The organism is Nocardia sp. NPDC049737 (assembly GCF_040674755.1).
Lineage (GTDB): Bacteria > Actinomycetota > Actinomycetes > Mycobacteriales > Mycobacteriaceae > Nocardia.
Map to the genome: position 1 here is coordinate 137800 of NZ_JBFANH010000023.1, position 20717 is coordinate 158516.

Consider the following 20717-nt stretch of genomic DNA (forward strand, 5'->3'; position numbering starts at 1 on the left):
TCAGTCGACGGGACCGAGCACGACCATCGAATTGTTGCCGCCCATGCCTAGCGACAGCTTGACCGTGAGTCCGCCCTCGAAGGGCGTCGGGCCGTCCAATAGTCGCTCGTAGGCGGGTGCGACGATCGGTGCGGCGGGCACGATGCCGCGGTCGTAGGCCAGTGCCGCGGCGGCCACCTCGACACCGGCCGCAGCGCCCTGGCAATGCCCGACAAGCGGCTTGACCGAATAGACGTGCGGGCGGTCGTCGAACATCCGCCGAAGAAGATCTCGCTCGGCCACATCGCACTGCCGGGTGCCGGTGCCGTGTGCGTTGAAATACCGCACATCCGCAGGCGCGATAGCGGCGTCGATGAGCGCGTGGCGCGCACAGTTGAAGATCTGGGTATGCCCCGGGTCGACCGAAACCACGTGATAGGCGTCATTGGTCATACCGCCGCCGAGCACGGTGACATAGGGCCGCTCGACCGAGCGGGTGAGGACGAAGGCGACCGACGCCTCACCCATACTGAAGCCGCGGCTGCCCTCCTGGAAGGGGCGGCAGGCGGCCAGCGGTTCGGCATCGCTGACCGCGGCGCCGAGCCGGACGAAGTGCTCGACCATCTCAGGGGTCGCCGACATATCGGTGGCGACACAGATCACGTCGTCGGCGATACCGCAGTCCAGCCAGAGTTTGGCGGTGATCAGCGCGACATTGGCCGAACTGCACGCCGCCGAGACATTCATCGACGGACCGTGGAAGCCGAATTCCTGCTGTAGCACCGACATCGGTGTGGAGGGCAATAGTCGCAGGTAGTCGCGGGAGCGCCGGTGACCGTCATCGACCAGATAGAAGTCGCGCCAATTGGCGACGTCGCCGAGCACGATGGCGTGCAGCAAGCCGACGGTTCGGCCCGGGCGCCACCCGCGCGCGGATGCGTCGGCGATCGCCTCGCGACCCGCCTCCTGCACGGCGCGTCCGTAAATGCTGGTGCTCACCATGGGATCGCCGCCATCGGGAATCAGCGAAACCCAGGCGTGCTGATCGCGGCCGACGCCGTAGCCTGGTTGTAGCGAGGCTGCGGATTTCCCGCTGAGCAATCCCTGCCAGAGCGTCTCCCGACCCCAGCCGTAGCCGCTGACCGCACCTATCCCGGCGATCGTCATATGATCTTGATGGTGCTTTTCATTGTCCGGGTTGGTACCCGACATGGCATCGCTCCTTCACCGGTTCCCGGGGCCGAAGCGAGGTTCGGCTCGAGAAATGTTCACAGGTCCGGGTTCTGTAAAGATCACCAGATAGCGGCCGATGGAGTGCCCGGACTGTGAGCGAAGCAATAGCGTCGACGATGTGATCTTGTACACGTCGAGACCAGAATAATCCCATGTTCCAATGGCCATGAGTGGGTCGACGATCGGGGGTTCGAGTGGATCAGGACAAGGCAGTCGACGCCGGGGTCGACGCCGAGCAACTGGCTCAGCGCTACCGGTCCCTGGTCGAGCACACCCCGGACGGGATCGTCGTGCATGAGCGTGGCACCGTCGTCTACGCCAATCAAGCCACCGCGCGCATGCTGGCCGCCGAAAGTACCGATCACGTGATCGGCCAGCCCCTGACCCGATTCGTCCATCCCGACTCGGTGCCCGGCATGGTGGACCGCATCAGCCAGCTGACCACTGCGGGCGCGGCGTCGGCTCCCACCGAGATGGAGCTGATCCGGGTCGACGGCGAGATCGTCCCGGTCGAGACTGTTTCGGTGCTCACCGCATGGCACGACCATCTCGCCTATCAGGTGGTCATCCACGATCTCACCGCCCAACGCACCGCCGAGGCCGCGCAGCGCCGGGCCGAACAGCATTTCACCACGGTCGTCTCGCAGTTGGAGGAGGGCGTGGTGGTGATCGACCGGAACGGCCGCATCGAATCGGCCAATCCCGCGGCCGTGCGGATCTTCGGCACCGACGAACGCACCGGTGATCTCATCGGCGCCACCATCGACGAACTGCCGCTCATCCTGCTCGACGCCAATGCGCAGCCGCTACCGCCGAGTCGGCATCCGGTCGCGCGGACCCTGGCGACCGGCGAAACGATCACCGGATACATCTTCGGCGTCGACCGTCACGACGGCCAGCGCCGCTGGCTCTCCGGCAGTTCGCGGCTGCTCAATCCGGGCGATCCGGATTCACCCGCGGTGTCCTCCTTCGCCGATATCACCGAATTCCGCGCCAGTCGAAGGCAATTGGAGTTCCAGGCCACCCACGACTCGCTGACCGGACTGCCCAATCGCTCGCTGATCCTGTCCCAGCTCGCCAATGCGCTGGCCGCCAGCGAAGATCTGCCGGTGTCCACCGTGCTGTTCATCGACCTGGACGGCTTCAAAGCGATCAACGACACCCTCGGCCATGCGATCGGCGATACCGTGCTGCAGATCGTGGCCCAGCGGTTGCAGCGCGCACTGCGCGGCACCGATCTGGTCGGTCGGCTCGGCGGCGACGAATTCCTGGTGCTGCTGGCCGGGCGGCCCCGGCGCGTGGATCTCGACTCGCTGGTACTGCGGCTGCGCTCGACCACGGCCGAGCCGATCATCGCGCGCGGGCACCGGATCGAAGTGAACGCCTCGATCGGCGTGACCGAACTCGCAGCGGGCGACAACCGCACACCCGAGGCGGTGCTGCACGACGCCGATCTGGCGATGTACCGTGCCAAACCGACCGGTCACCGGGAAGCCACCAGCCTGGGCCGCAGACCGAATAACACGCACGCTTCCTAAGGGTTTTCCGATGATCATCGAACACGCGCTGTTGCCCGTCCGCCCCGCCGAAGCGGCGGCCTTCGAAGCCGCATTCGCCGAGGCCAGGCCGATCATCGAGAGTATGCCGGGCTTCCGGTCGCTATCGGTGTCACGATGCGTCGAGGCGCCCGACACATATTTGCTGCTGGTGGGATGGGAACAGCTGAGCGACCATGTCGATGGCTTCCGCGGGTCCGCCGGTTATCAACGCTGGAAGCGACTACTGCACCACTTCTACGAACCGTTCCCCATCGTCCAACATTTCACGCCGGTCCTGGCCACGGACCCGCTACCTGCGGTTACAGCGAGCCCGCCGAACGAGCAGTAGACTCGAAAACTCTGTTTTCAATGGCGTTCGTGTGCACCGTGACCTGCGTGTGCACCGGCTCATCGCGGTGACAAGGAGTTCAGTTTGCCCGACCGCCTCACTCAGGATCGTGCCGCGCACGACGGCATCCCCGAGCGGAACCGCGAGATCGACCAGGAGCAGGCCTACCTGTCCGTGCTCTATGAACGACTCGACGATATGCGCGAATACGCCACGAAACGGCTGCGCACCGTGCTGCTGGAAACCGGTGGCACCCCGCAGGCCCGCACCGAACGCGAATCCTTCAGTCAGCTCTACTCCGAGGATCTGGCCAAATATGATGCCGCCGAACACGGCCTGTGTTTCGGCCGCATCGACCTCGACGGCAGTGCCATTTCGAGCGACCTGCAAGCAGTCGCTAGCGGCCAGGAAGGCGAATACCGCTATATCGGCAGGCTCGGCATCCTCGACGAGAAGGACGACTACGAGACGCTGCTACTGGATTGGCGCGCGCCGCTGGCCCGTCCGTTCTATCTCGCGACGACCGCCACACCGGACGGGGTGATCCGGCGCCGACATATCCGGTCCCGCAATCGGCGGGTCACGGCCATCAACGACGAATACCTGGACCTCGACGCGGCCCGGACCGCGGGCGTGACCGATGACGACGGCGGAGTCGGCAGCGAGAGCGCATTGCTCTCGGCGCTCAACGCCGCGCGCACCGGCCATATGAACGACATCGTCGAGACCATCCAGAGCGAGCAGGACGCGATCATTCGCTCCGAGCACAAGAGCGTGCTGGTGGTCCAGGGTGGTCCGGGAACCGGCAAGACCGCCGTCGCATTGCACCGCGCGGCCTACCTCCTCTATACCTATCGTCAGCAGTTGGCCAAGAGCGGTGTGCTGATCATCGGCCCGAACGCCACCTTCCTCGATTACATCGGCCAGGTGCTGCCATCGCTCGGTGAGACCGGCGTGCTGCTGTCCACCATCGGGGATCTGTATCCGGGAGTGAAGGCCACCCGCGAGGATTCGCTGCGCGCCGGTGAGGTCAAGGGCTCGCTGGCCATGTTGGAGGTGCTCAAGCAGGCGGTGCGCGACCGTCAAGAGGTGCCCGCCGCGCCGATCCGCCTGGCCTTCGATGGCTACCCCGTCACACTCGACCGCAAGATCGCCACCAGGGCGCGCGGCCGGGCCCGCTCCTCGCGGCGCCCACACAATCTGGCTCGACCGATCTTCGCCTCTTTGGTCATCGACGCACTCACCGAACAACTCGCCCAGACCATGGGCGCGGATCTGTCCGGCGGCCACCGGGGGATGGCAGGAGGCGCAGCCGACGGGGCGGGTAAGGAAAGTCTGCTCAGCCGAACCGATCTCGCCGAGATCCGGGATGAAATGCGCGCCGATCCGGAGATCCAGGCGGCCATCGGCAAGCTTTGGCCGATCCTGTCGCCGCAGGAAGTGCTGGCGGACCTGCTTGCCGATCCGAAGCGACTCGACCGCGCCGCGAGCAGTTTGGATCCGGCCGACCGAGCCGAACTGGCGCGCTCGGACAACGGCGAATTCAGCGCAGCGGACGCACCGCTGCTCGACGAACTCGCCGAACTGCTCGGCATCGACGACACCGAGGAACGCGAACGCGCCCGCCGCCGCTGGCGGGCGCAATTGGCCGAGGCACAGGACGCACTCGACATCCTGACCGGTTCGGCGCCACAGGATCTCGAGGACGACCTCGATCCGGAGATCCTGATGGCCTACGACCTGATCGACGCCAGCCAGCTGGCCGAACGTCAGGATGTGCGCAACCGGCAGACCACCGCGGAACGCGCGGCGGGCGACCGCAATTGGACCTACGGCCATGTGATCGTCGATGAGGCGCAAGAACTTTCGGAGATGGCCTGGCGAATGGTGATGCGCCGCATACCGAACCGATGGGTCACGGTGGTCGGCGATGTCGCGCAGACCGGCGATCCGGCAGGCGCGTCGTCCTGGCAGCAGATGCTGGAACCCTATGTGGCACAACGATGGAAGCTCACCGAGTTGACCGTGAACTACCGGACCCCGGCGGAGATCATGGCGGTCGCGGCCGATGTGCTCGCCGAGATCGATCCGGACGCGGCGGTGCCGCGGTCGGTGCGGGAGACAGGTGTGCCCCCGCGCGCCCATGCTGTAGATGCGAGCGAATTGCGCAGTGCGGTAACAGAATTGGTAGCCGCGGAGACCGGCCCGGGTACCACGGCCGTCATCACACCGCATGAGATGGTCGCGGACTTCGCCGAGTTGGCGGGGGAATCCGTCCGGGTGCTGACGGTGCAGGAGGTCAAGGGCCTGGAATTCGACGCGGTCTATCTTGTGGAACCCCGGGTCATCCTCGACGAATCGCCGCGTGGGATGAACGACCTGTATGTGGCATTGACCCGAGCGACGCAGCGGCTCGGTGTTGTGCACACCGGCGACCTGCCATCGGTGCTCAGCGCGCTGGATTGACGAGAGCGACGACAGCCGCACATTCCGAGGAATGTGCGGCTGTCGTTTCGGCTCTGCTGCTTACCTGACGGTGTGCACGATCAGCACATCCGAGCGGGATTTGCGCGCCACATCCGAGGGCACCGAACCCAGCAACCGGCCGGCCAGGGTGTTCAGGCCGCGGTTACCGACGACCAGCAGATCGGCCTCGACCTCCTTGACAAGCGCGAGCAGCGATTCGACAGGCTCGCCCACGATCCCACGCTCGACAATCTCCTTGGCGCCCTCCGCGGTCGCGCGGTCGCGGGCGGTGCGCAGGATCTCGTTGGTGGGCGCGGAGCCGCGCACCTGGTAGGCCTCGTCCTTGAGCACATCGGCGGCGGCGGCCACATCGCGATCGTCGGTCGGGTAGTACGCGCAGGCCACGACCAGGGTCGCACCCGCGGCCGCGGCCAGCGAGGCGGCCTTCTCAACGGCGACGTACGACGAGTCCGAGCCATCGGTACCGACGACAATTGTCCGGTAGGCGCTCATGCCTCCACCTCGCTAGCACTCGGCTCCGGCATGACCGTCCGTGGCGCTGCGCCCATGGTTCGCTCGCTTCGCTCCCTCACGGCTTTCTCCTCCAACTATGTGGTGTCGGGTGCCTGCGCCGGTGCCACGTGGAGTCGTGGCACCCGCGCGGCGACTGGGGTCGACCATAGCGGCAAATCGGCCGGAAATAGCAGAAATCGCAACACATCACACTGCGGGAGTTCCGGCTTTACCGACTCGGGTTCATCCGACGAATGCCCCGAGACCTTTGCGACCTGGGCGGATCTAATTTCCAGGTCCACGACTTGTGACCCATCACAACCGGTCCGAACGTTCTTGCCCCCCTGGGATATTCATCACATTTACCCGACCTCGGCCGCTATACGACGGCAACGTCGGCTCGACCGCGACCGGTAAGAACGTTCCCGGCCGGGCCGACGCCATCCGCCCGGTTCCGCAGTTGCCCTCTGGCGCTCCGTCGACGCCAAAAGTCGGCCGCGCCTATACGGCTCACAATATCGACAGCTGCGGCACAATTCCGGTCGCGTCTACAGGCCGGTGAAAAGCGGTCCGGTGATGGTCAATCCGAGTTCGTCGACATGTGCGAAGAAGGCGAACAACATGAGCGAGGCGCCGGCGAGTGCGAGATCCTTGTTGAAATGGATCATCTCGCCCTGCTTGGCCTGTGGATCGGTCTCCTTCCAGAACTGGTGCATCAGGAATGCCGTTGGCACCAGCATGACCACCAGCAACAGTGCCCCGAGGTCGGCCCATACGCCGAGCAATACGCTGAGGCCTCCGACCGCGAGCACGACCCCAGCGGCCAGCACCGCGACCCTCGGCTGCGGCAGGCCACGACTCTGCGCATATTCGGTCATCGCGTCGGTCTGCGTGAAATGCCCGAACGCGGAACTGAAGAACAACACCACGAAAAGCACTCGCCCTATCAACACCAAGATATCCATCACCAACTCCTCACTCGCCGATGTGAAGGGCCGATTCCGATTCGTGCTCGAATGGGACGAAGCGAGCGGTCCTGCAAACTACATTCTCGTCGGAACGACCTTCGAAGTCACCTCGTTACGGGAGCGTAGCGAATTCTTGGCGTACTCCAGCGGAGCCATTCCGACTTCCGCGGTGAACTCACGCGAGAAATGTGCTTGATCGAAATAACCCAACTCGGTGGCCAGTGCGGCCAGATCTTCGATGCGTCCGCGTGCGAGTAGATCGGCGCCGTCCTGGAGCCGGTATCGGCGCAACACCCATTTCGGTCCGGCACCGACATAGCGCCGGAACATCCGCTGCAATGTGCGGATAGGGATATCGAACCGATCGGTGACCTGATCGACCCGGGTAAGTTCCAGGTCGTGTTCCATGGCGGCGACGATGCGCAGCACCAATCGATAGTTGGGATCCGCCGCGAACTTTCGGCCGATCAGAAAATCCTCGATTATGCTGCGGCGCTTGATATCCGAGGATTCGGCCAATACGCGTTCGGCCAGACCGGCGGCCTCGGGCAGCGCGTCCGTCAGCGGCACGGCGGTGTCCCGGAATGCGCCGACATCCAATCCGGTGAACGCACCGAATCCGCCGGCGCGAAAGCGCGCGCCGAAGGTTTCGCCGACCCCGCTGAGCTCCCGGACGAACTTCGTCGTGCAGACGCCGTTGACGAAACCGCCGGTGCGAGTTTCACTGCGTTCGAAGGTGACGTTCACGCACGGGAACGGCAGCACTTCGGCGTAGTACGGCGGCCGACCGGTCAGATCCCAGCGCACCGACCAATACCACTCGACGAACCCTCCGACCTCCGGTCCGGCCGACAGCCGCGCCAGCGAGCGATGTCTGGCCTGCTCGTCAGGATGCAGAATGCCCTTCACGTTATCGGGCGTGGGCACCGGAACCGGCCCGTCGGATGCTGTGGTCACGGCTGTCGCTTTCTTACAAGACCATTTCGCCGCCCTCGACGAGGCTTATCGGCATGAGCGAAACAGCGAATACCGTGAACCCCATCGCCGACGGCTACCACTCCATCACCTGCTTCCTGGCCGTCCCCGACGGCAACAAGGCAATCGAGTTCTATACCAACGTCTTCGAGGCGGAGGTGATCAGCCGCAACGATCTCCCCGACGGCCAGCCCGCACACGCCGAACTGAAGATCGGCGACTCGACCCTGCAACTGGGCATGCCCATTCCGGACAACAACGTCCTGGCTCCCAATGGCGAATGGGTGCACACCTCGATCGTGCACTACTGCCCCGATGTCGATGCGGTCATCAAGCGGGCCATCGAGAACGGCGCCCGCAGTGCGGAGGAGCCACAGACCTTCGTCACCGGTGACCGTTTCGGCGTTGTCCTCGACCCCTTCGGCCACCGCTGGGCGGTGCTGACCAAGGTCGAGGATGTTTCGCGCGAAGAGGCCGAGCGCCGCGTCAACGAATGGCTGGCCACCCAGAGCTGAGCCATGCCGAGCCCGGCGGCGTCGAAAGACGCCGCCGCTCAACTCAACCCCGCGGCATCCATTCCGCGCAGTTCCTTCTTCAGATCCGCGATTTCGTCCCGCAGCCGACCGGCCAATTCGAATTGCAGCTCGCGGGCCGCATTCATCATCTGCGCGGTGAGTTCCTTGACCAGATCGGCCAACTCCGCCCGCGGCATGGACTTGACGTCGCGGCCCTCGTACACACCTGCGCTGACCGCCCGCCCCGGCTCGCCCTGGGCACGCCGGCCACGGCTGGCATTGCGGCCGGAGCCGCCGACGGCCACCTCGCTGTCGTCGGCCTCCTGATACACCTGATCCAGGATGTCGGCGATCTTCTTGCGCAGCGGCTGTGGGTCGAGGCCCATCGACTCGTTGTAGGCGACCTGCTTGGCCCGGCGGCGTTCGGTCTCGTCGATGGCGAACTGCATCGACGCGGTGACCTTATCGGCATACATGTGCACCTCACCGGACACGTTGCGGGCGGCACGGCCGATGGTCTGGATGAGTGCGGTCGTGCTGCGCAGAAAGCCCTCCTTATCCGCGTCCAGGATCGCGACCAGCGATACCTCGGGCAGGTCGAGGCCCTCGCGGAGCAAGTTGATGCCGACAAGAACGTCGTACTCACCGAGCCGCAACTGCCGCAGCAGCTCGACCCGGCGCAGCGTATCGATTTCCGAGTGCAGATATCGCACCCGGACGCCGAGTCCGAGCAGGTAGTCGGTCAGATCCTCGGACATCTTCTTCGTGAGCGTGGTGACCAGCACCCGTTCGTCGCGCTCGGTGCGCTGTCGGATTTCATGAATCAGATCGTCGATCTGCCCCTTGGTCGGCTTGACCACGACCTTCGGGTCGACCAGCCCGGTCGGCCGGATGACCTGCTCGACGACCTCGCCGCCCGCCTGACCGAGTTCGTACGGTCCCGGGGTGGCCGAGAGATACACCGTCTGCCCGATTCGATCGGCGAACTCCTCCCAGGTGAGTGGTCGGTTGTCGATGGCCGACGGCAACCGGAACCCGTACTCGACCAGGTTCCGCTTGCGCGACATATCGCCCTCGTACATGCCGCCGATCTGCGGGACGGTGTTGTGCGACTCGTCGATGACGAGCAGGAAATCCTCCGGGAAGTAATCCAGCAACGTGGCGGGTGCGGAACCCGCCGGACGCCCATCGATATGGCGCGAGTAGTTCTCGATACCCGAACAGAACCCGACCTGCCGGATCATCTCCAAGTCGTACTGCGTGCGCATCCGCAGCCGCTGGGCTTCCAATAGCTTGCCCTGGCGCTCCAGTTCGGCCAGCCGCTGCTCGAGTTCGGCTTCGATCTCGCGGACCGCGCGCTCCATCCGCTCCGGCCCGGCGACATAGTGCGTGGCCGGGAAGATCCGGACAGTATCGACCTGCCGCACCACATCGCCGGTGAGCGGATGCAGGTAGTACAGCGCCTCGATCTCATCGCCGAAGAATTCGATGCGCACCGCGAGTTCCTCGTAGGACGGGATGATCTCGACGGTGTCACCGCGCACCCGGAACGAACCGCGGGTGAAGGACATGTCATTGCGGGTGTACTGCACGTCGACCAGCAGCCGCAGGAGTGCGTCGCGATCTATTTCGGTGCCGACATCCAGCTGCACCGACCGATCCAGATACGACTGCGGCGTACCGAGACCATAGATGCACGACACCGACGCGACCACCACCACATCGCGCCGTGAGAGCAGACTCGAGGTGGCCGAATGCCGCAACCGCTCGACATCGTCGTTGATCGAGCTGTCCTTCTCGATATAGGTATCGGTCTGCGCGATATAGGCCTCGGGTTGGTAGTAGTCGTAGTACGAGACGAAGTACTCGACGGCATTGTTGGGCAACATCTCTCGCAGCTCATTGGCCAGCTGAGCGGCGAGTGTCTTATTCGGCGCCATCACCAGCGTCGGCCGCTGCAGCCGCTCGATCAGCCACGCGGTGGTGGCCGATTTACCGGTGCCGGTCGCACCGAGCAGCACAACGTCACGCTCGCCCGCCTTGACGCGGCGCTCCAGTTCGGCGATGGCCGCGGGCTGATCGCCGGCCGGCTGGTGTTCGCTGACGACCTGGAACTGCCCACCGGCCCGCTCGATCTCCCCGACCGGCCGGAACTCCGAATGTGCCAGCGGGGTGCCCCGGTCCTCGTAGCCTTCCGCCGGGATTTCGGTTGCGAATGCCATGGTGACCAGCCTAAGCCCAGCCACCGACAGATTCGCGGCCCCGCCGGATCCGCCCAGCCGTACCAAGCCTGACCACCACCGGAGCGCAGTATCCGGACGGTCATTGCAACCGACCACCTCGCCGACCAGCCCACTCGGCTTTCGGCCAGGACACCGCGACGCGTGGTTGATCGTTCGGCGTGATGAGTCGCGGCAAAGCCGGCCGAGCCACCACGAACCCAGCCGATGAATCCGCCCCCGCGCCGGGCCGGTTCATCACGATCGGACAGCCGTTCCGCGATCTAGCGCACTGTCCGGAACCAACACTGATGCACGATCTGTTACCTGTCCGAAATGTCCGTTGCTGCAACGAGATTCGTCCCACCGATGACAACGGCAGACAGCCTCTACCGGGTGTAACCTAATTTGGTTGTCGGACCTGAGGATGAGGCTATGAGCGCTCTGATTCCATTGCTTGCCGCCGCGCCCGCTGTGACCGGAATCGCCGGTTACGTCGCACGTGACTTTCGCGGGCTTCCGCCCGTCAATCAGCCAACCACCACCGCCGCACCGGGATCACCGATGACCACTACCCAGCTAAGACCGAAGATCGAACATTTCAATATCGCCGAGCTGACCATGACCGATCCCAAGGGTTTCGTGCGCCCGCTCGACCGCGTGCACATCGAGCCGTGGGGTCTGTACGTGGCACGCACCGTCGGCGGTCCCCGGATCCAATACATGGAGACCTGGCTGCTGCCCGAACTCTGGTTGCGCGTGACAATCGTGCACTACCAGACCGGACACCACCGCGACCTGGACTATTGCCTGCATATCGGCGAGTACACCCGGATCGAACCCAAGCGCTGGAAGTCCATGGACCAGTACCTCGAGATCGCGGTACGCCACTCCCGCGCGGCCGCACTGCGCGGCGTGGACGATCTGCTGGCCGCCCATTCGGCCGGTCTGATCGATACGACGCATGCGCATCACGCGCTCGACCGGGCGACCAAGGCCATGGAGGGCTTGGCCGCGCACGGGCACGAGGTCGAGCCCTGGCTGGCCACCAAGGAGATCACACTGACCTGGATGTAGCCCGATCCAGGCAGAGTCTGCCCAACCTTCGCCTACCACTCGACGGCGCGGCGACGGCGGTAGATTCTGTTTGCATGACACAGGCACCATCAGTGGACGTGCACAGGCCCAAGGTCGAGTACTTCAACCTCGCGGACCTGACGAACACGGACCCGAAGGGCTTCGTCCGGCCGGTCGAGCGCTACCGGACCGAGCCGTGGGGCCTGTACATGGCGCGCACCTCGGACCATCCGCAGTTCCACTACATCGAGTCGTGGCTGCTGCCCGGGCTTTCCATTCGGGTGACGATCTTCCACTTTCACCCCGCACATCGACGCGATGAGGACTATTACCTCGACCTCGGCGAATTCACCCAGGTCGAGCCGAAGAAGTGGAAGTCGGTGGACCACTACCTCGATATCGTGGTGCGCTCGGGACGCGAGACGGAACTGCTCGACGTGGACGAACTGCTCGCCGCGCACACCGCCGGTTTGATCACCCTCGCCGAGGCCCAGGCCGCCATCGAACACGCGTCCATTGCCATCGACGGCATCGCCGCCAACGGCTACTCGCTGGACCGCTGGCTCGCCACCTTGGATATCACCCTGACCTGGATGTAGTACCACCGCCGAGCTGGCGATGGTCCCGTTGGCGGCACCGCTCGGTGCGGCCAACGATCGGCTCGCCGCACTGCTCTGAACATCCGATAGCCCGCGTACAGTTCAGCGTTCGACGCTGTCGCGCCAGGCCGCGGCCCGCGGGCAGGCAGCGTCGAACCACGGTTCCTTCACATCCAGATACGCCAGCGTTGCCGCCTCGCCGGTCAGCCCGGCCGCCTTGGCCTCACCTTCGCGCTTGACCTCCAGATACTCCGCGCGCACGGCTGCTTCGGCAATCAGCCAGTCCCGGAACAGCAACGCGAATTCCTGCCCCGGCGAACCTGCCACCCGGACATGCACATTCGCCAACCGCCCCGGGTCGGCACTCTGGTGAAACCGCTTGGCCCACAACGCCGTATCGCTGCCCTTCGGATCCGCCGCGGTCGGCTTCGGATTGTCGGCAACGATATCGGGCCGCACCGGAAAACCAGCCGCCCCCAACGCATCTCGCAACCCATCGGCGGCAGCCAGATCCGCCACGGTGATTTGCACATCGATGACATCCTTGGCGGGCAATCCCGGCACCGCGGTGGAGCCGATGTGGTCGATCCGCGAGGCCGCCGCACCACACGCAACCCACAGCCGGGCGATTAGCCGCTGCGCCTGCGCCGCCCACTCGGGATTCGCGGGAACAACGCGCAACTCCGTGCGCCGCGCCGGTGTCGCGGTGCGCAGATTCCGCTCGAACGGCACCAGCCGTTGCGCCCACAACTGCCGAACAACCGAATCAATGGCCCCCGACTCACCGCTATTGTCCAACAGCACATCCGCGACCGCATGGCGCTGTTCATCGGTGGCCTGCGCCGAAATACGTGCCCGGGCATCCGATTCGGAAACGCCCCGGAATTGCACCAACCGCCGTATCCGAGTTTCCGCGGGCACATCGACGATCAATACAAGATTCATCAGCGGCGCGAGACCATTTTCCACCAGGAGCGGAATGTCTTGAACGAGAATCGCATCCGACGGCGCGGCGGAAATCAATTCCGTGGTTCGTTTACCGACCAATGGATGAACAATGGAATTCAACGTGGCACGCGCTTCGTCGGATCCGAATGCCTTGGCCGCCAGCGCCGGCCGATCGAGGCTGCCGTCGGCGGCGAGGATGCCGGGACCGAACGCCGCCACCAACGCCGTCAGGCCTTCGGTACCCGGCTCGACGACCTCTCTGGCGATCACATCGGAATCGACGATCACCGCGCCGAGATCGGCGAGAATCCGCGCCACCGTCGACTTGCCCGCTCCCATGCCTCCGGTGAGGCCGATCCGTAACATTCGACCAGTCTCGCATCCTCGATGTCGCGCCGAACGCAACCCCCTACGCGCACATTCCACCATCTGAAACACCATTTGCCCGATCCGTGACTGGGCCGAGACCATCTCGCAACATTTCCGGTCGATTCTCCGCGCCGGACCACAACTTTCCGACACGCCGAGGCAATTACTCGTGCAAAATACTGTGCCGAACACTTTCGTTCGACTAATCTTCGCCGTGGCGATCCAGGCCAATACCAGCAAGCAAAGGAACATCATTGGGCACCAAAATCAACCAGGTGGGTCGCCACCGCCTGGGCAGGGCGGGGGGCATGCACTGCATCAAGCATCCCGCCGTCGCGGCAGCGCTCGCCGAGCACCGCCGCTCGTGGTTCACCGCTTTGATCAGCCCCGCTCGGCACAGCTTCGCGGCCATGCGAAAACGCTCCGCCGCCGCGACCGCGTACTGGGTGCCTGCGGCCGCCAGCTGACTCTGCCGCCCATCTGGTCATAAACCTCCGGTGACCCAGCCCAATCGGGACTGGGTCACTTCGTGCTGCCGTCATCACCTACATTCCGGCATCGAGGTCATGGTCACCAGGTTCGCGCCCGCACAGACCGATCTCATCGAAATCGAGACCGCCGATATGCAACGTGCCGAGGCCATCGGCCTACCCATGGCGACTGCGGTGCTCGCCCTCGGCGCGGTGGTCGCGGCCACGCTGCCCATTACCGTCACGGCGGCGGGCATCGCAGTCGCCGTCGGCGCGCTCTTCGGCCTGACACCTTTCTGCCCTTCGATCCGCTGGTGCTCTCGGTTGCCACCATGATCGCTACCGGCACCGCGATCGACTACGCGATGTTCATCGTGAGCCGATTCAACGGGGAGCTGCCCCGGCGCGGCGTGCGCGATCGGCGATCCGCCGAGGCCATTGCCGCGGCTATCGGCAGCGCGATCGATACGACCGGCCGCATCATTCTGGCCTCGGGATTCATCGTGATGATCTCGCTGTGCGCGCTGGCAGCGGTCGGGCTGCCGATGCTGAATGGTGTCGCGGTCGGGGTGGTGGTCGCCGTCATCGCCACATTGATCGCGGGCCTCACGCTATTGTCCGCACTGCTGGCGACGCTGGGTCCGGCGGTGAATCTCGGCGCACTGCCGCACCTGCTCAGGCCCGCGGCAGTCCGGTCCGCGACGGCATCGAGCGTATGGGCACGGTGGAGGCATACCGTTATGGGACGGCCCGCGCTGTTCGGCGCGATCGGGGTCGGCTTACTGGCCTCGGCGACCCCGATCACCGGCATACGCTACGGCGTCGATATGGGCCTCACCGCACCGACGGATCGACCGACCGGCCGGGCGACCGAACTCATCGAGGACAGTTTCGGTCCCGGGCTGCTCGCACCGATCGAGGTGGTGGCAGCAGGTCCGGACAGCGGGCCCGCTTGGTGACGAAACCCGTTCCGAAGCTATTCGATTCATCGCCGAACTGACCCGCGACCGCGCATTGCCACGGTGCTGCCGCAGCAGGCGGATGGCCGGGTACTGGCAATCGTGGTACACAAGGTCACCTTCGATTCGACGACCGCCACCGACTTGGTCTCCGATATCCGTTCTCGTGCAGCGGCTCTCGACAATGTAGAAGTTCGCATCGGCGGTCAGCGACGTTCGCTGATGTGCCGCACCGGATTACCGCCTGCTTTCCCTGGGTGATCACGCTTGTTTGACCGTATCGCTGACATTCCCGATTGTGGCATTCCGCCGTATTGTGCTCGCGCTCATGGCAATTCTGCTCAACCTGCTGACTACCGGGGCCGCACTGGGCCGGACGGTCGCGGTATTCCAACACGATGTAAGAGAATCCGCGCTCGGCTTCCGCAGCACCGGATTCCTGGAGATGTATCTACTGATACTGGTATTCGCCGTATTGTTCTGTCTATCAATGGATTACGAGGTATTCCTGATCCGGCGGATGAAGGAATGCTGGGACGAGACCGGTGACAATGCCGCCGCGGTTCGGATGGACTGCAACGGACCGCCCGGCCGATCACCGCGGCGGCCGCCAGCATGGTCGCGGTTTTCGCGAGCTTCCTGACCGCAGGCGGGTCGACGGTATCGCCGCCACCGGCCGTGCGCAGCACATCCAGCACCCTTGGATCGGCCTCGTCGTAGAGGACGAGCATCTCCTTGGTGCCGAACTACCGGTAGACCGAACTCGGCGATACCCCGGCCGCCACCGCGACCCGCTCCACCGTCACATTGCGATACCCGTGCCCGTAGAACAGATCCAGCGCGACGCGCTGGATGCGGCTCATCACCTCGATCTTCCGGCGTTCCCAGGCGGTCCCGGTGAACTCGACGGCCGACTCGGACATCAGGGCGAGAATACCCGCAGCCTAACCTCGCACGATTCCGCTCGGACGGCGTCGCGAACCAGATTGCTGGGTCGGCATCTGGTTGGGCGGCACCGGATACGGGACACCCGAAGTCGTGCTCCCCAGTGCGATATTCGGACCGCACTGGGCGATCGCGGCATCCATCTTCGGCTTCGGATCGCTCAGCACCGGCTTCGCCGTATCCGGGGTCGAACCGAAATCGAAGGCCGAGGTCATATCGCCGGTGACGCTGCGCCGCCACCGCGTCAGATTCGGCACCTCGACGCCGAAGCGGGTCTCGAGCAGTCGGAGCTGGGAGGTGTGATCGAAGGTCTCCGATGCGACCAGCCCGCCGCGGCTGTACGGCGAAATCACCAGGCCGGGAACGCGATACCCCAAACCGATCGGACCCGCGATACCTTTCGAAGCCTTCACCCGATCCAACGGCACTGTGACGAATTCGCCCGGCGTGCCCGCGGGCGCGGTCGGCGGGGTGACGTGGTCGAAGAAGCCGCCGTTCTCGTCGTAGCTGATGATCAGCGCGGTTTTCTCCCACACCTTCGGATTGGAGGTGAGGATATCGAGCAGTTGCACGATGCCATACGCGCCGAAGGCCGCAGGCAGCGCGGGATGTTCACAGTTGATCAACGACGGAATCACCCAGGACACAGCGGGCAACGTGTCGTTGGCGACATCGGCTTGAAAGTCGTTGGGGTACACCGGCGCAAGGCCGCGCCGGGCCAATTCGGAATTCGGATCAGTAGATTGGGTGAAACAGCCGAGCATGCCGTCCAGGATCACCGAGGACAGCGGGCCCGCATCGCGGTTGTTGTAGATCTTCCAGCTGACGCCCGCTTCGGAGAGGTTCTCCGGGTAGGTGCGCCAGCTGTAGACGTGCTGCGGGATCAATGTGGGTGTCTCCAGCAGCGGTCCACCCGCCACGCCATCCGGGTCGATGGTGGCGCTGATCCAGTACAGCCGGTTCGGATCGGTCGGGCCCAGGACCGAACAGTGGTAGTTGTCGCAGATGGTGAACGCATCGGCGAGTTCATGGTGGATCGGAATGTCCTCGCGCAGGTAGTAACCCATGGCCGCGGGCGCGTTGGCCGGGCCGACACTGGCAATGGACATCGGCATCCACTGATCGTTGGCGCCGCCGTTCCAGGCCCGATGCATACCGCCCCAGCTGTGATCCGGATCGTTGATGCATTCACCGTCGAGTGTCGCGCCACGGGTGGTGTCGAGACGGAACGGGTTCACGAAGCCGTCCGGGGTCGGACCGATACCGGGCGTCCAACCGTACTGCTGCCAGGACTTGGATGCCTCACCGAAACCGCGCACGCCGGCCATGGTGCCGAAATAGTGGTCGAAGGAACGGTTCTCCTGCATGAGCAGCACGAAATGCTCGATATCGCCGAGGCCGCCGGTCCCGGCCGGATCGGCGGCGTAGGCACGTTCGATGATCGGATCGGCCCAGGACGCGAGTGCGCCCACCGCTCCGGCCGCGGCGGCCTTCGCCAGGAACTGTCTACGGTTGAGACCGCTGAACGGACTCGCTGCGCACATGCGTGGTGTTCTCTCTCGTCCGGGCTGATTCGTCGGGCTCGATCTTGCCAACGCGCTACCGACTCGCCTGCACCCTATCGCTAAGGCGTGCAGACATTCCGATGAAATTGGTCAATTGTCCGACTGATCGCTATCGGCGGTTCACCGGTGCCGCGCAGTCCTTCTCGTCGACCTCGGCCGTACGCTCGCCCACCGGCCGTGCCGCAGACCATGTTTCGAGCACACCGGTCAGCGAGCAATCTGGTCTTGCCCGGATTGCTCCCCATGTCCGGGCACACTACCGATTGCCGCAACACGAAGGCCCCGGTCCAATCGGACCGGGGCCTTCGCTACTGCTCTACGAATCAGGCGTTGCCGGAGAGCTTCTCACGCAGGGCCGCGAGCTGGGCGTCGCTGGCGAGCGAACCGCCGGAGGACTCGGCCTGGCCGGAGGACGCCTGCGAACCGCTCTCAGAGGAGTAGTTGCCCGACGCGCCGCCACCGTTTGCGGCCTCGGCCGCGGCGTCGGCCGCCATCTTCTCCATCTGCGCGGTGTGCATCTTGTGGCGACGCTCCGCCTCGGCGTAGCGGCCTTCCCACTCTTCGCGCTGCTTGTCGAAGCCCTCGAGCCACTCGTTGGTGTCGGGATCGAAGCCCTCGGGGAAGATGTAGTTGCCCTGGTCGTCGTAGCTGTCGGCCATGCCGTACTTCGACGGGTCGAACTCGGCGTGGTAGTCCTCGTTCGCCTGCTTCAGCGACAGCGAGATCCGGCGACGCTCCAGGTCGATGTCGATGACCTTGACCATCGCGTCGTCGCCGACCGCGACAACCTGGTCCGGGACCTCCACGTGGCGCTCGGCCAGCTCGGAGATGTGCACCAGGCCCTCGATGCCCTCTTCGACGCGCACAAACGCACCGAACGGAACCAGCTTGGTGACCTTGCCCGGCACGATCTGACCGATCGCGTGGGTGCGGGCGAACTGACGCCACGGGTCTTCCTGGGTCGCCTTGAGCGACAGCGAAACCCGCTCGCGGTCCAGATCGACGTCGAGGACCTCGACGGTGACCTCGTTGCCGACCTCGACAACCTCGGACGGGTGGTCGATGTGCTTCCAGGACAGCTCGGAGACGTGCACCAGACCATCGACGCCGCCGAGATCGACGAACGCGCCGAAGTTGACGATCGAGGAGACCACACCCTTGCGGACCTGGCCCTTCTGCAGCTGGTGCAGGAACTCGCTGCGGACCTCGGACTGGGTCTGCTCGAGCCAGGCGCGGCGGGACAGGACCACATTGTTGCGGTTCTTGTCCAGCTCGATGATCTTGGCCTCGATCTCCTTGCCGACGTACGGCTGCAGGTCGCGGACCCGGCGCATCTCGACCAGGGAGGCCGGGAGGAAGCCGCGCAGACCGATGTCGAGGATCAGACCGCCCTTGACGACCTCGATGACGGTGCCCTTGACGGCCTCGTCCTTCTCCTTGAGCTCCTCGATGGTGCCCCACGCCCGCTCATACTGCGCCCGCTTCTTCGACAGGATCAGGCGGCCTTCCTTGTCCTCCTTGGTGAGAACAAGAGCCTCGACCTCATCACCCACGGAAACGACCTCGTTGGGGTCGACATCGTGCTTGATGGAGAGTTCGCGAGAGGGGATGACGCCTTCGGTCTTGTAACCGATGTCGAGCAGGACCTCGTCGCGATCGACCTTGACGATGGTTCCTTCGACGATATCGCCGTCGTTGAAGTACTTGATCGTGGCGTCGATGGCGGCGAGGAAGTCCTCGGCGGAGCCGATGTCGTTGACGGCTACCTGCGGCGAGGTGACGGTGGTGGGCATATGTCGGTTTGCTCCGGACGGATTGTGGTCGGTTGCGGACATTGGAACTTTCGGTACGCTGCGATCTCACCGCGATGACGCGACGTGACGGACATAATGAACGTACCGCACGCGAACGCTTGTGAAACTCAGCACGGGTGTTGGCGTTACTTCTGTACAGTTGCCCCCGCAGATTGTTACTGCAATGACACCGGTACGGCAGTACCCATAGACACTCGCGCGTTCAGCGTACGCGACCTTGGTCCGGCCGGGCAAACCGGTCCCGACGCCACGCCGAGATAGTCTGACGGCGTGTCGGAAGATCGCCATACGCAGGCAAACGCACTGCTCGGGACCACCGCGACCGCGCGGACCAGAATCGGTTCGGCCGCCAGCCAGCAGGCCAGTCGGCGCTGGTGGGACGCCGATGCCGACCAGTATCACGAAACCCACGCCGACTTTCTCGGCGTCGACTCCCCCGAGGGCGAGTTCATCTGGTGCCCAGAGGGCTTGCACGAGGGCGATATGCATTTCCTCGGCGAGCTCGCGGGTAAGCGGATCCTGGAGATCGGATGCGGATCCGCACCGTGTTCGCGCTGGTTGGCCGGACAGGGCGCGCAGCCGGTAGGACTCGATCTGTCCATGGGAATGCTCACGCGCGGACTCGCGGCAATGGCGGGCGGCGGGCCGAAGGTGCCGTTGGTGCAGGCGGGGGCGGAGGCACTGCCGTTCGCCGACGAATCCTTCGATCTGGCGTGTTCGTCCTTCGGCGCGGTCCCGTTCGTCGCAGACTCCGAACAGGTGATGCGCGAGGTTGCGCGGGTGTTGCGGCGGGGCGGTCGCTGGGTGTTCTCGGTGAACCATCCGATGCGCTGGATATTTCCGGACGACCCCGGACCCGCCGGCCTGACCGCCTCGATCCCCTACTTCGACCGCACGCCGTATGTAGAAGTCGACAGTGCGGGCACGCCGACCTACGTCGAACATCACCGCACCATCGGCGATCGGGTGCGTGAGATCGTCGCCGCCGGGCTGCTGCTCGACGACATCATCGAACCGGACTGGCCGGAGTGGCTGGAGCGGGAGTGGGGTCAGTGGAGCCCGCTGCGGGGTGAGTTGTTCCCCGGCACCGCCATCTTCGTCACCCACAAACCGGCCGACACCTAGGTCGTGTTTCGAAAGTCGGGTCACCGTAGCCACAGGTCGATGGCGGCGATGTGGACGGTAGCCAGGAAGCGGACGGCGAGTTTGTCGTATC

Annotated in this window: 20 protein-coding genes; 11 read left to right on the top strand and 9 right to left on the bottom strand. The window is 64.7% G+C overall.

Annotated features, from left to right (window positions below):
* On the bottom strand, positions 1 to 1191 hold the full coding sequence (locus AB0J47_RS28370; RefSeq protein WP_364352445.1) for a beta-ketoacyl synthase N-terminal-like domain-containing protein: 1191 nt from the start codon (positions 1189 to 1191) through the stop codon (positions 1 to 3).
* A gap of 215 nt (positions 1192 to 1406) precedes the next feature.
* Here AB0J47_RS28370 and AB0J47_RS28375 point away from each other — a divergent pair, with 215 nt between their 5' ends.
* The 3 genes from AB0J47_RS28375 (at position 1407) to AB0J47_RS28385 (ending at position 5565) form a co-directional block, all read left to right on the top strand.
* Complete coding sequence (locus AB0J47_RS28375; RefSeq protein ID WP_364352448.1) at positions 1407 to 2750, top strand: diguanylate cyclase; 1344 nt, start codon at positions 1407 to 1409, stop codon at positions 2748 to 2750.
* A gap of 10 nt (positions 2751 to 2760) precedes the next feature.
* Positions 2761 to 3099: an antibiotic biosynthesis monooxygenase gene (locus AB0J47_RS28380; RefSeq protein WP_364352451.1), complete on the top strand. Its 339-nt coding sequence runs from the start codon at positions 2761 to 2763 to the stop codon at positions 3097 to 3099.
* 126 nt (positions 3100 to 3225) lie between these two features.
* On the top strand, positions 3226 to 5565 hold the full coding sequence (locus tag AB0J47_RS28385) for an ATP-binding domain-containing protein (RefSeq protein WP_364352524.1): 2340 nt from the start codon (positions 3226 to 3228) through the stop codon (positions 5563 to 5565).
* 60 nt (positions 5566 to 5625) lie between these two features.
* Here the strand turns inward: AB0J47_RS28385 and AB0J47_RS28390 are convergent, their stop codons facing one another.
* From AB0J47_RS28390 to AB0J47_RS28400, 3 genes are all read right to left on the bottom strand, one after another.
* Positions 5626 to 6078 (bottom strand): universal stress protein, encoded by a 453-nt coding sequence (locus AB0J47_RS28390; RefSeq protein ID WP_364352454.1) that lies wholly within the window; start codon positions 6076 to 6078, stop codon positions 5626 to 5628.
* A gap of 548 nt (positions 6079 to 6626) precedes the next feature.
* Positions 6627 to 7043: a DoxX family protein gene (locus tag AB0J47_RS28395; protein WP_364352457.1), complete on the bottom strand. Its 417-nt coding sequence runs from the start codon at positions 7041 to 7043 to the stop codon at positions 6627 to 6629.
* Positions 7044 to 7121: 78 nt separating this feature from the next.
* On the bottom strand, positions 7122 to 8003 hold the full coding sequence (locus tag AB0J47_RS28400) for an AraC family transcriptional regulator (protein ID WP_364352460.1): 882 nt from the start codon (positions 8001 to 8003) through the stop codon (positions 7122 to 7124).
* Between the two features lie 53 nt (positions 8004 to 8056).
* Between AB0J47_RS28400 and AB0J47_RS28405 the strand changes: the two genes are divergently transcribed.
* On the top strand, positions 8057 to 8536 hold the full coding sequence (locus AB0J47_RS28405; protein WP_364352463.1) for a VOC family protein: 480 nt from the start codon (positions 8057 to 8059) through the stop codon (positions 8534 to 8536).
* Between the two features lie 38 nt (positions 8537 to 8574).
* Here the strand turns inward: AB0J47_RS28405 and uvrB are convergent, their stop codons facing one another.
* Complete coding sequence (uvrB, locus tag AB0J47_RS28410; RefSeq protein ID WP_364352466.1) at positions 8575 to 10758, bottom strand: excinuclease ABC subunit UvrB; 2184 nt, start codon at positions 10756 to 10758, stop codon at positions 8575 to 8577.
* Positions 10759 to 11190: 432 nt separating this feature from the next.
* Between uvrB and AB0J47_RS28415 the strand changes: the two genes are divergently transcribed.
* Positions 11191 to 11832: a hypothetical protein gene (locus tag AB0J47_RS28415; protein ID WP_364352469.1), complete on the top strand. Its 642-nt coding sequence runs from the start codon at positions 11191 to 11193 to the stop codon at positions 11830 to 11832.
* Between the two features lie 74 nt (positions 11833 to 11906).
* Positions 11907 to 12431: a DUF402 domain-containing protein gene (locus AB0J47_RS28420; protein ID WP_364352472.1), complete on the top strand. Its 525-nt coding sequence runs from the start codon at positions 11907 to 11909 to the stop codon at positions 12429 to 12431.
* A gap of 102 nt (positions 12432 to 12533) precedes the next feature.
* Here AB0J47_RS28420 and coaE read toward each other — a convergent pair whose 3' ends face one another.
* Complete coding sequence (coaE, locus tag AB0J47_RS28425; RefSeq protein ID WP_364352475.1) at positions 12534 to 13745, bottom strand: dephospho-CoA kinase; 1212 nt, start codon at positions 13743 to 13745, stop codon at positions 12534 to 12536.
* 257 nt (positions 13746 to 14002) lie between these two features.
* Between coaE and AB0J47_RS28430 the strand changes: the two genes are divergently transcribed.
* The 4 genes from AB0J47_RS28430 (at position 14003) to AB0J47_RS28445 (ending at position 15820) form a co-directional block, all read left to right on the top strand.
* Entirely contained in the window at positions 14003 to 14215 is a 213-nt protein-coding gene (locus AB0J47_RS28430) for a hypothetical protein (RefSeq protein WP_364352530.1), read from the top strand.
* 30 nt (positions 14216 to 14245) lie between these two features.
* Positions 14246 to 14554, top strand: coding sequence for an MMPL family transporter (locus tag AB0J47_RS28435; RefSeq protein WP_364352478.1), 309 nt, complete (start codon positions 14246 to 14248; stop codon positions 14552 to 14554).
* Positions 14551 to 15177, top strand: coding sequence for an MMPL family transporter (locus AB0J47_RS28440; RefSeq protein WP_364352481.1), 627 nt, complete (start codon positions 14551 to 14553; stop codon positions 15175 to 15177). Before AB0J47_RS28435 ends, AB0J47_RS28440 begins: the two co-directional genes overlap by 4 nt.
* A 298-nt stretch (positions 15178 to 15475) precedes the next feature.
* Positions 15476 to 15820 carry an MMPL family transporter gene (locus AB0J47_RS28445; RefSeq protein ID WP_364352484.1) on the top strand — a complete coding sequence of 115 codons (345 nt, stop codon included), beginning with the start codon at positions 15476 to 15478 and terminating at the stop codon, positions 15818 to 15820.
* 103 nt (positions 15821 to 15923) lie between these two features.
* On the opposite strand, the gene AB0J47_RS28450 is transcribed toward AB0J47_RS28445, so the two are convergent.
* From AB0J47_RS28450 to rpsA, 3 genes are all read right to left on the bottom strand, one after another.
* On the bottom strand, positions 15924 to 16100 hold the full coding sequence (locus tag AB0J47_RS28450) for a helix-turn-helix domain-containing protein (protein ID WP_364352487.1): 177 nt from the start codon (positions 16098 to 16100) through the stop codon (positions 15924 to 15926).
* A 21-nt stretch (positions 16101 to 16121) separates the two neighbouring features.
* Positions 16122 to 17666: an alkaline phosphatase family protein gene (locus tag AB0J47_RS28455; RefSeq protein ID WP_364352490.1), complete on the bottom strand. Its 1545-nt coding sequence runs from the start codon at positions 17664 to 17666 to the stop codon at positions 16122 to 16124.
* A 344-nt stretch (positions 17667 to 18010) separates the two neighbouring features.
* Complete coding sequence (gene rpsA, locus AB0J47_RS28460) at positions 18011 to 19480, bottom strand: 30S ribosomal protein S1 (RefSeq protein WP_327097191.1); 1470 nt, start codon at positions 19478 to 19480, stop codon at positions 18011 to 18013.
* A gap of 291 nt (positions 19481 to 19771) precedes the next feature.
* Between rpsA and AB0J47_RS28465 the strand changes: the two genes are divergently transcribed.
* Positions 19772 to 20626, top strand: coding sequence for a class I SAM-dependent methyltransferase (locus AB0J47_RS28465; protein WP_364352494.1), 855 nt, complete (start codon positions 19772 to 19774; stop codon positions 20624 to 20626).
* Positions 20627 to 20717 lie beyond the last annotated feature (91 nt).

Excerpts from the sequence above, each read along its gene's own strand:
- AB0J47_RS28370 (WP_364352445.1), bottom strand. The coding sequence starts at position 1,191 with ATGTCGGGTACCAACCCGGACAATGAAAAGCACCATCAAGATCATATG.
- AB0J47_RS28380 (WP_364352451.1), top strand. The coding sequence starts at position 2,761 with ATGATCATCGAACACGCGCTGTTGCCCGTCCGCCCCGCCGAAGCGGCG.
- AB0J47_RS28390 (WP_364352454.1), bottom strand. The coding sequence starts at position 6,078 with ATGAGCGCCTACCGGACAATTGTCGTCGGTACCGATGGCTCGGACTCG.
- AB0J47_RS28395 (WP_364352457.1), bottom strand. The coding sequence starts at position 7,043 with ATGGATATCTTGGTGTTGATAGGGCGAGTGCTTTTCGTGGTGTTGTTC.
- AB0J47_RS28405 (WP_364352463.1), top strand. The coding sequence starts at position 8,057 with ATGAGCGAAACAGCGAATACCGTGAACCCCATCGCCGACGGCTACCAC.
- uvrB (WP_364352466.1), bottom strand. The coding sequence starts at position 10,758 with ATGGCATTCGCAACCGAAATCCCGGCGGAAGGCTACGAGGACCGGGGC.
- AB0J47_RS28415 (WP_364352469.1), top strand. The coding sequence starts at position 11,191 with ATGAGCGCTCTGATTCCATTGCTTGCCGCCGCGCCCGCTGTGACCGGA.
- AB0J47_RS28420 (WP_364352472.1), top strand. The coding sequence starts at position 11,907 with ATGACACAGGCACCATCAGTGGACGTGCACAGGCCCAAGGTCGAGTAC.
- coaE (WP_364352475.1), bottom strand. The coding sequence starts at position 13,745 with ATGTTACGGATCGGCCTCACCGGAGGCATGGGAGCGGGCAAGTCGACG.
- AB0J47_RS28440 (WP_364352481.1), top strand. The coding sequence starts at position 14,551 with ATGATCGCTACCGGCACCGCGATCGACTACGCGATGTTCATCGTGAGC.
- AB0J47_RS28450 (WP_364352487.1), bottom strand. The coding sequence starts at position 16,100 with ATGTCCGAGTCGGCCGTCGAGTTCACCGGGACCGCCTGGGAACGCCGG.
- AB0J47_RS28455 (WP_364352490.1), bottom strand. The coding sequence starts at position 17,666 with ATGTGCGCAGCGAGTCCGTTCAGCGGTCTCAACCGTAGACAGTTCCTG.
- rpsA (WP_327097191.1), bottom strand. The coding sequence starts at position 19,480 with ATGCCCACCACCGTCACCTCGCCGCAGGTAGCCGTCAACGACATCGGC.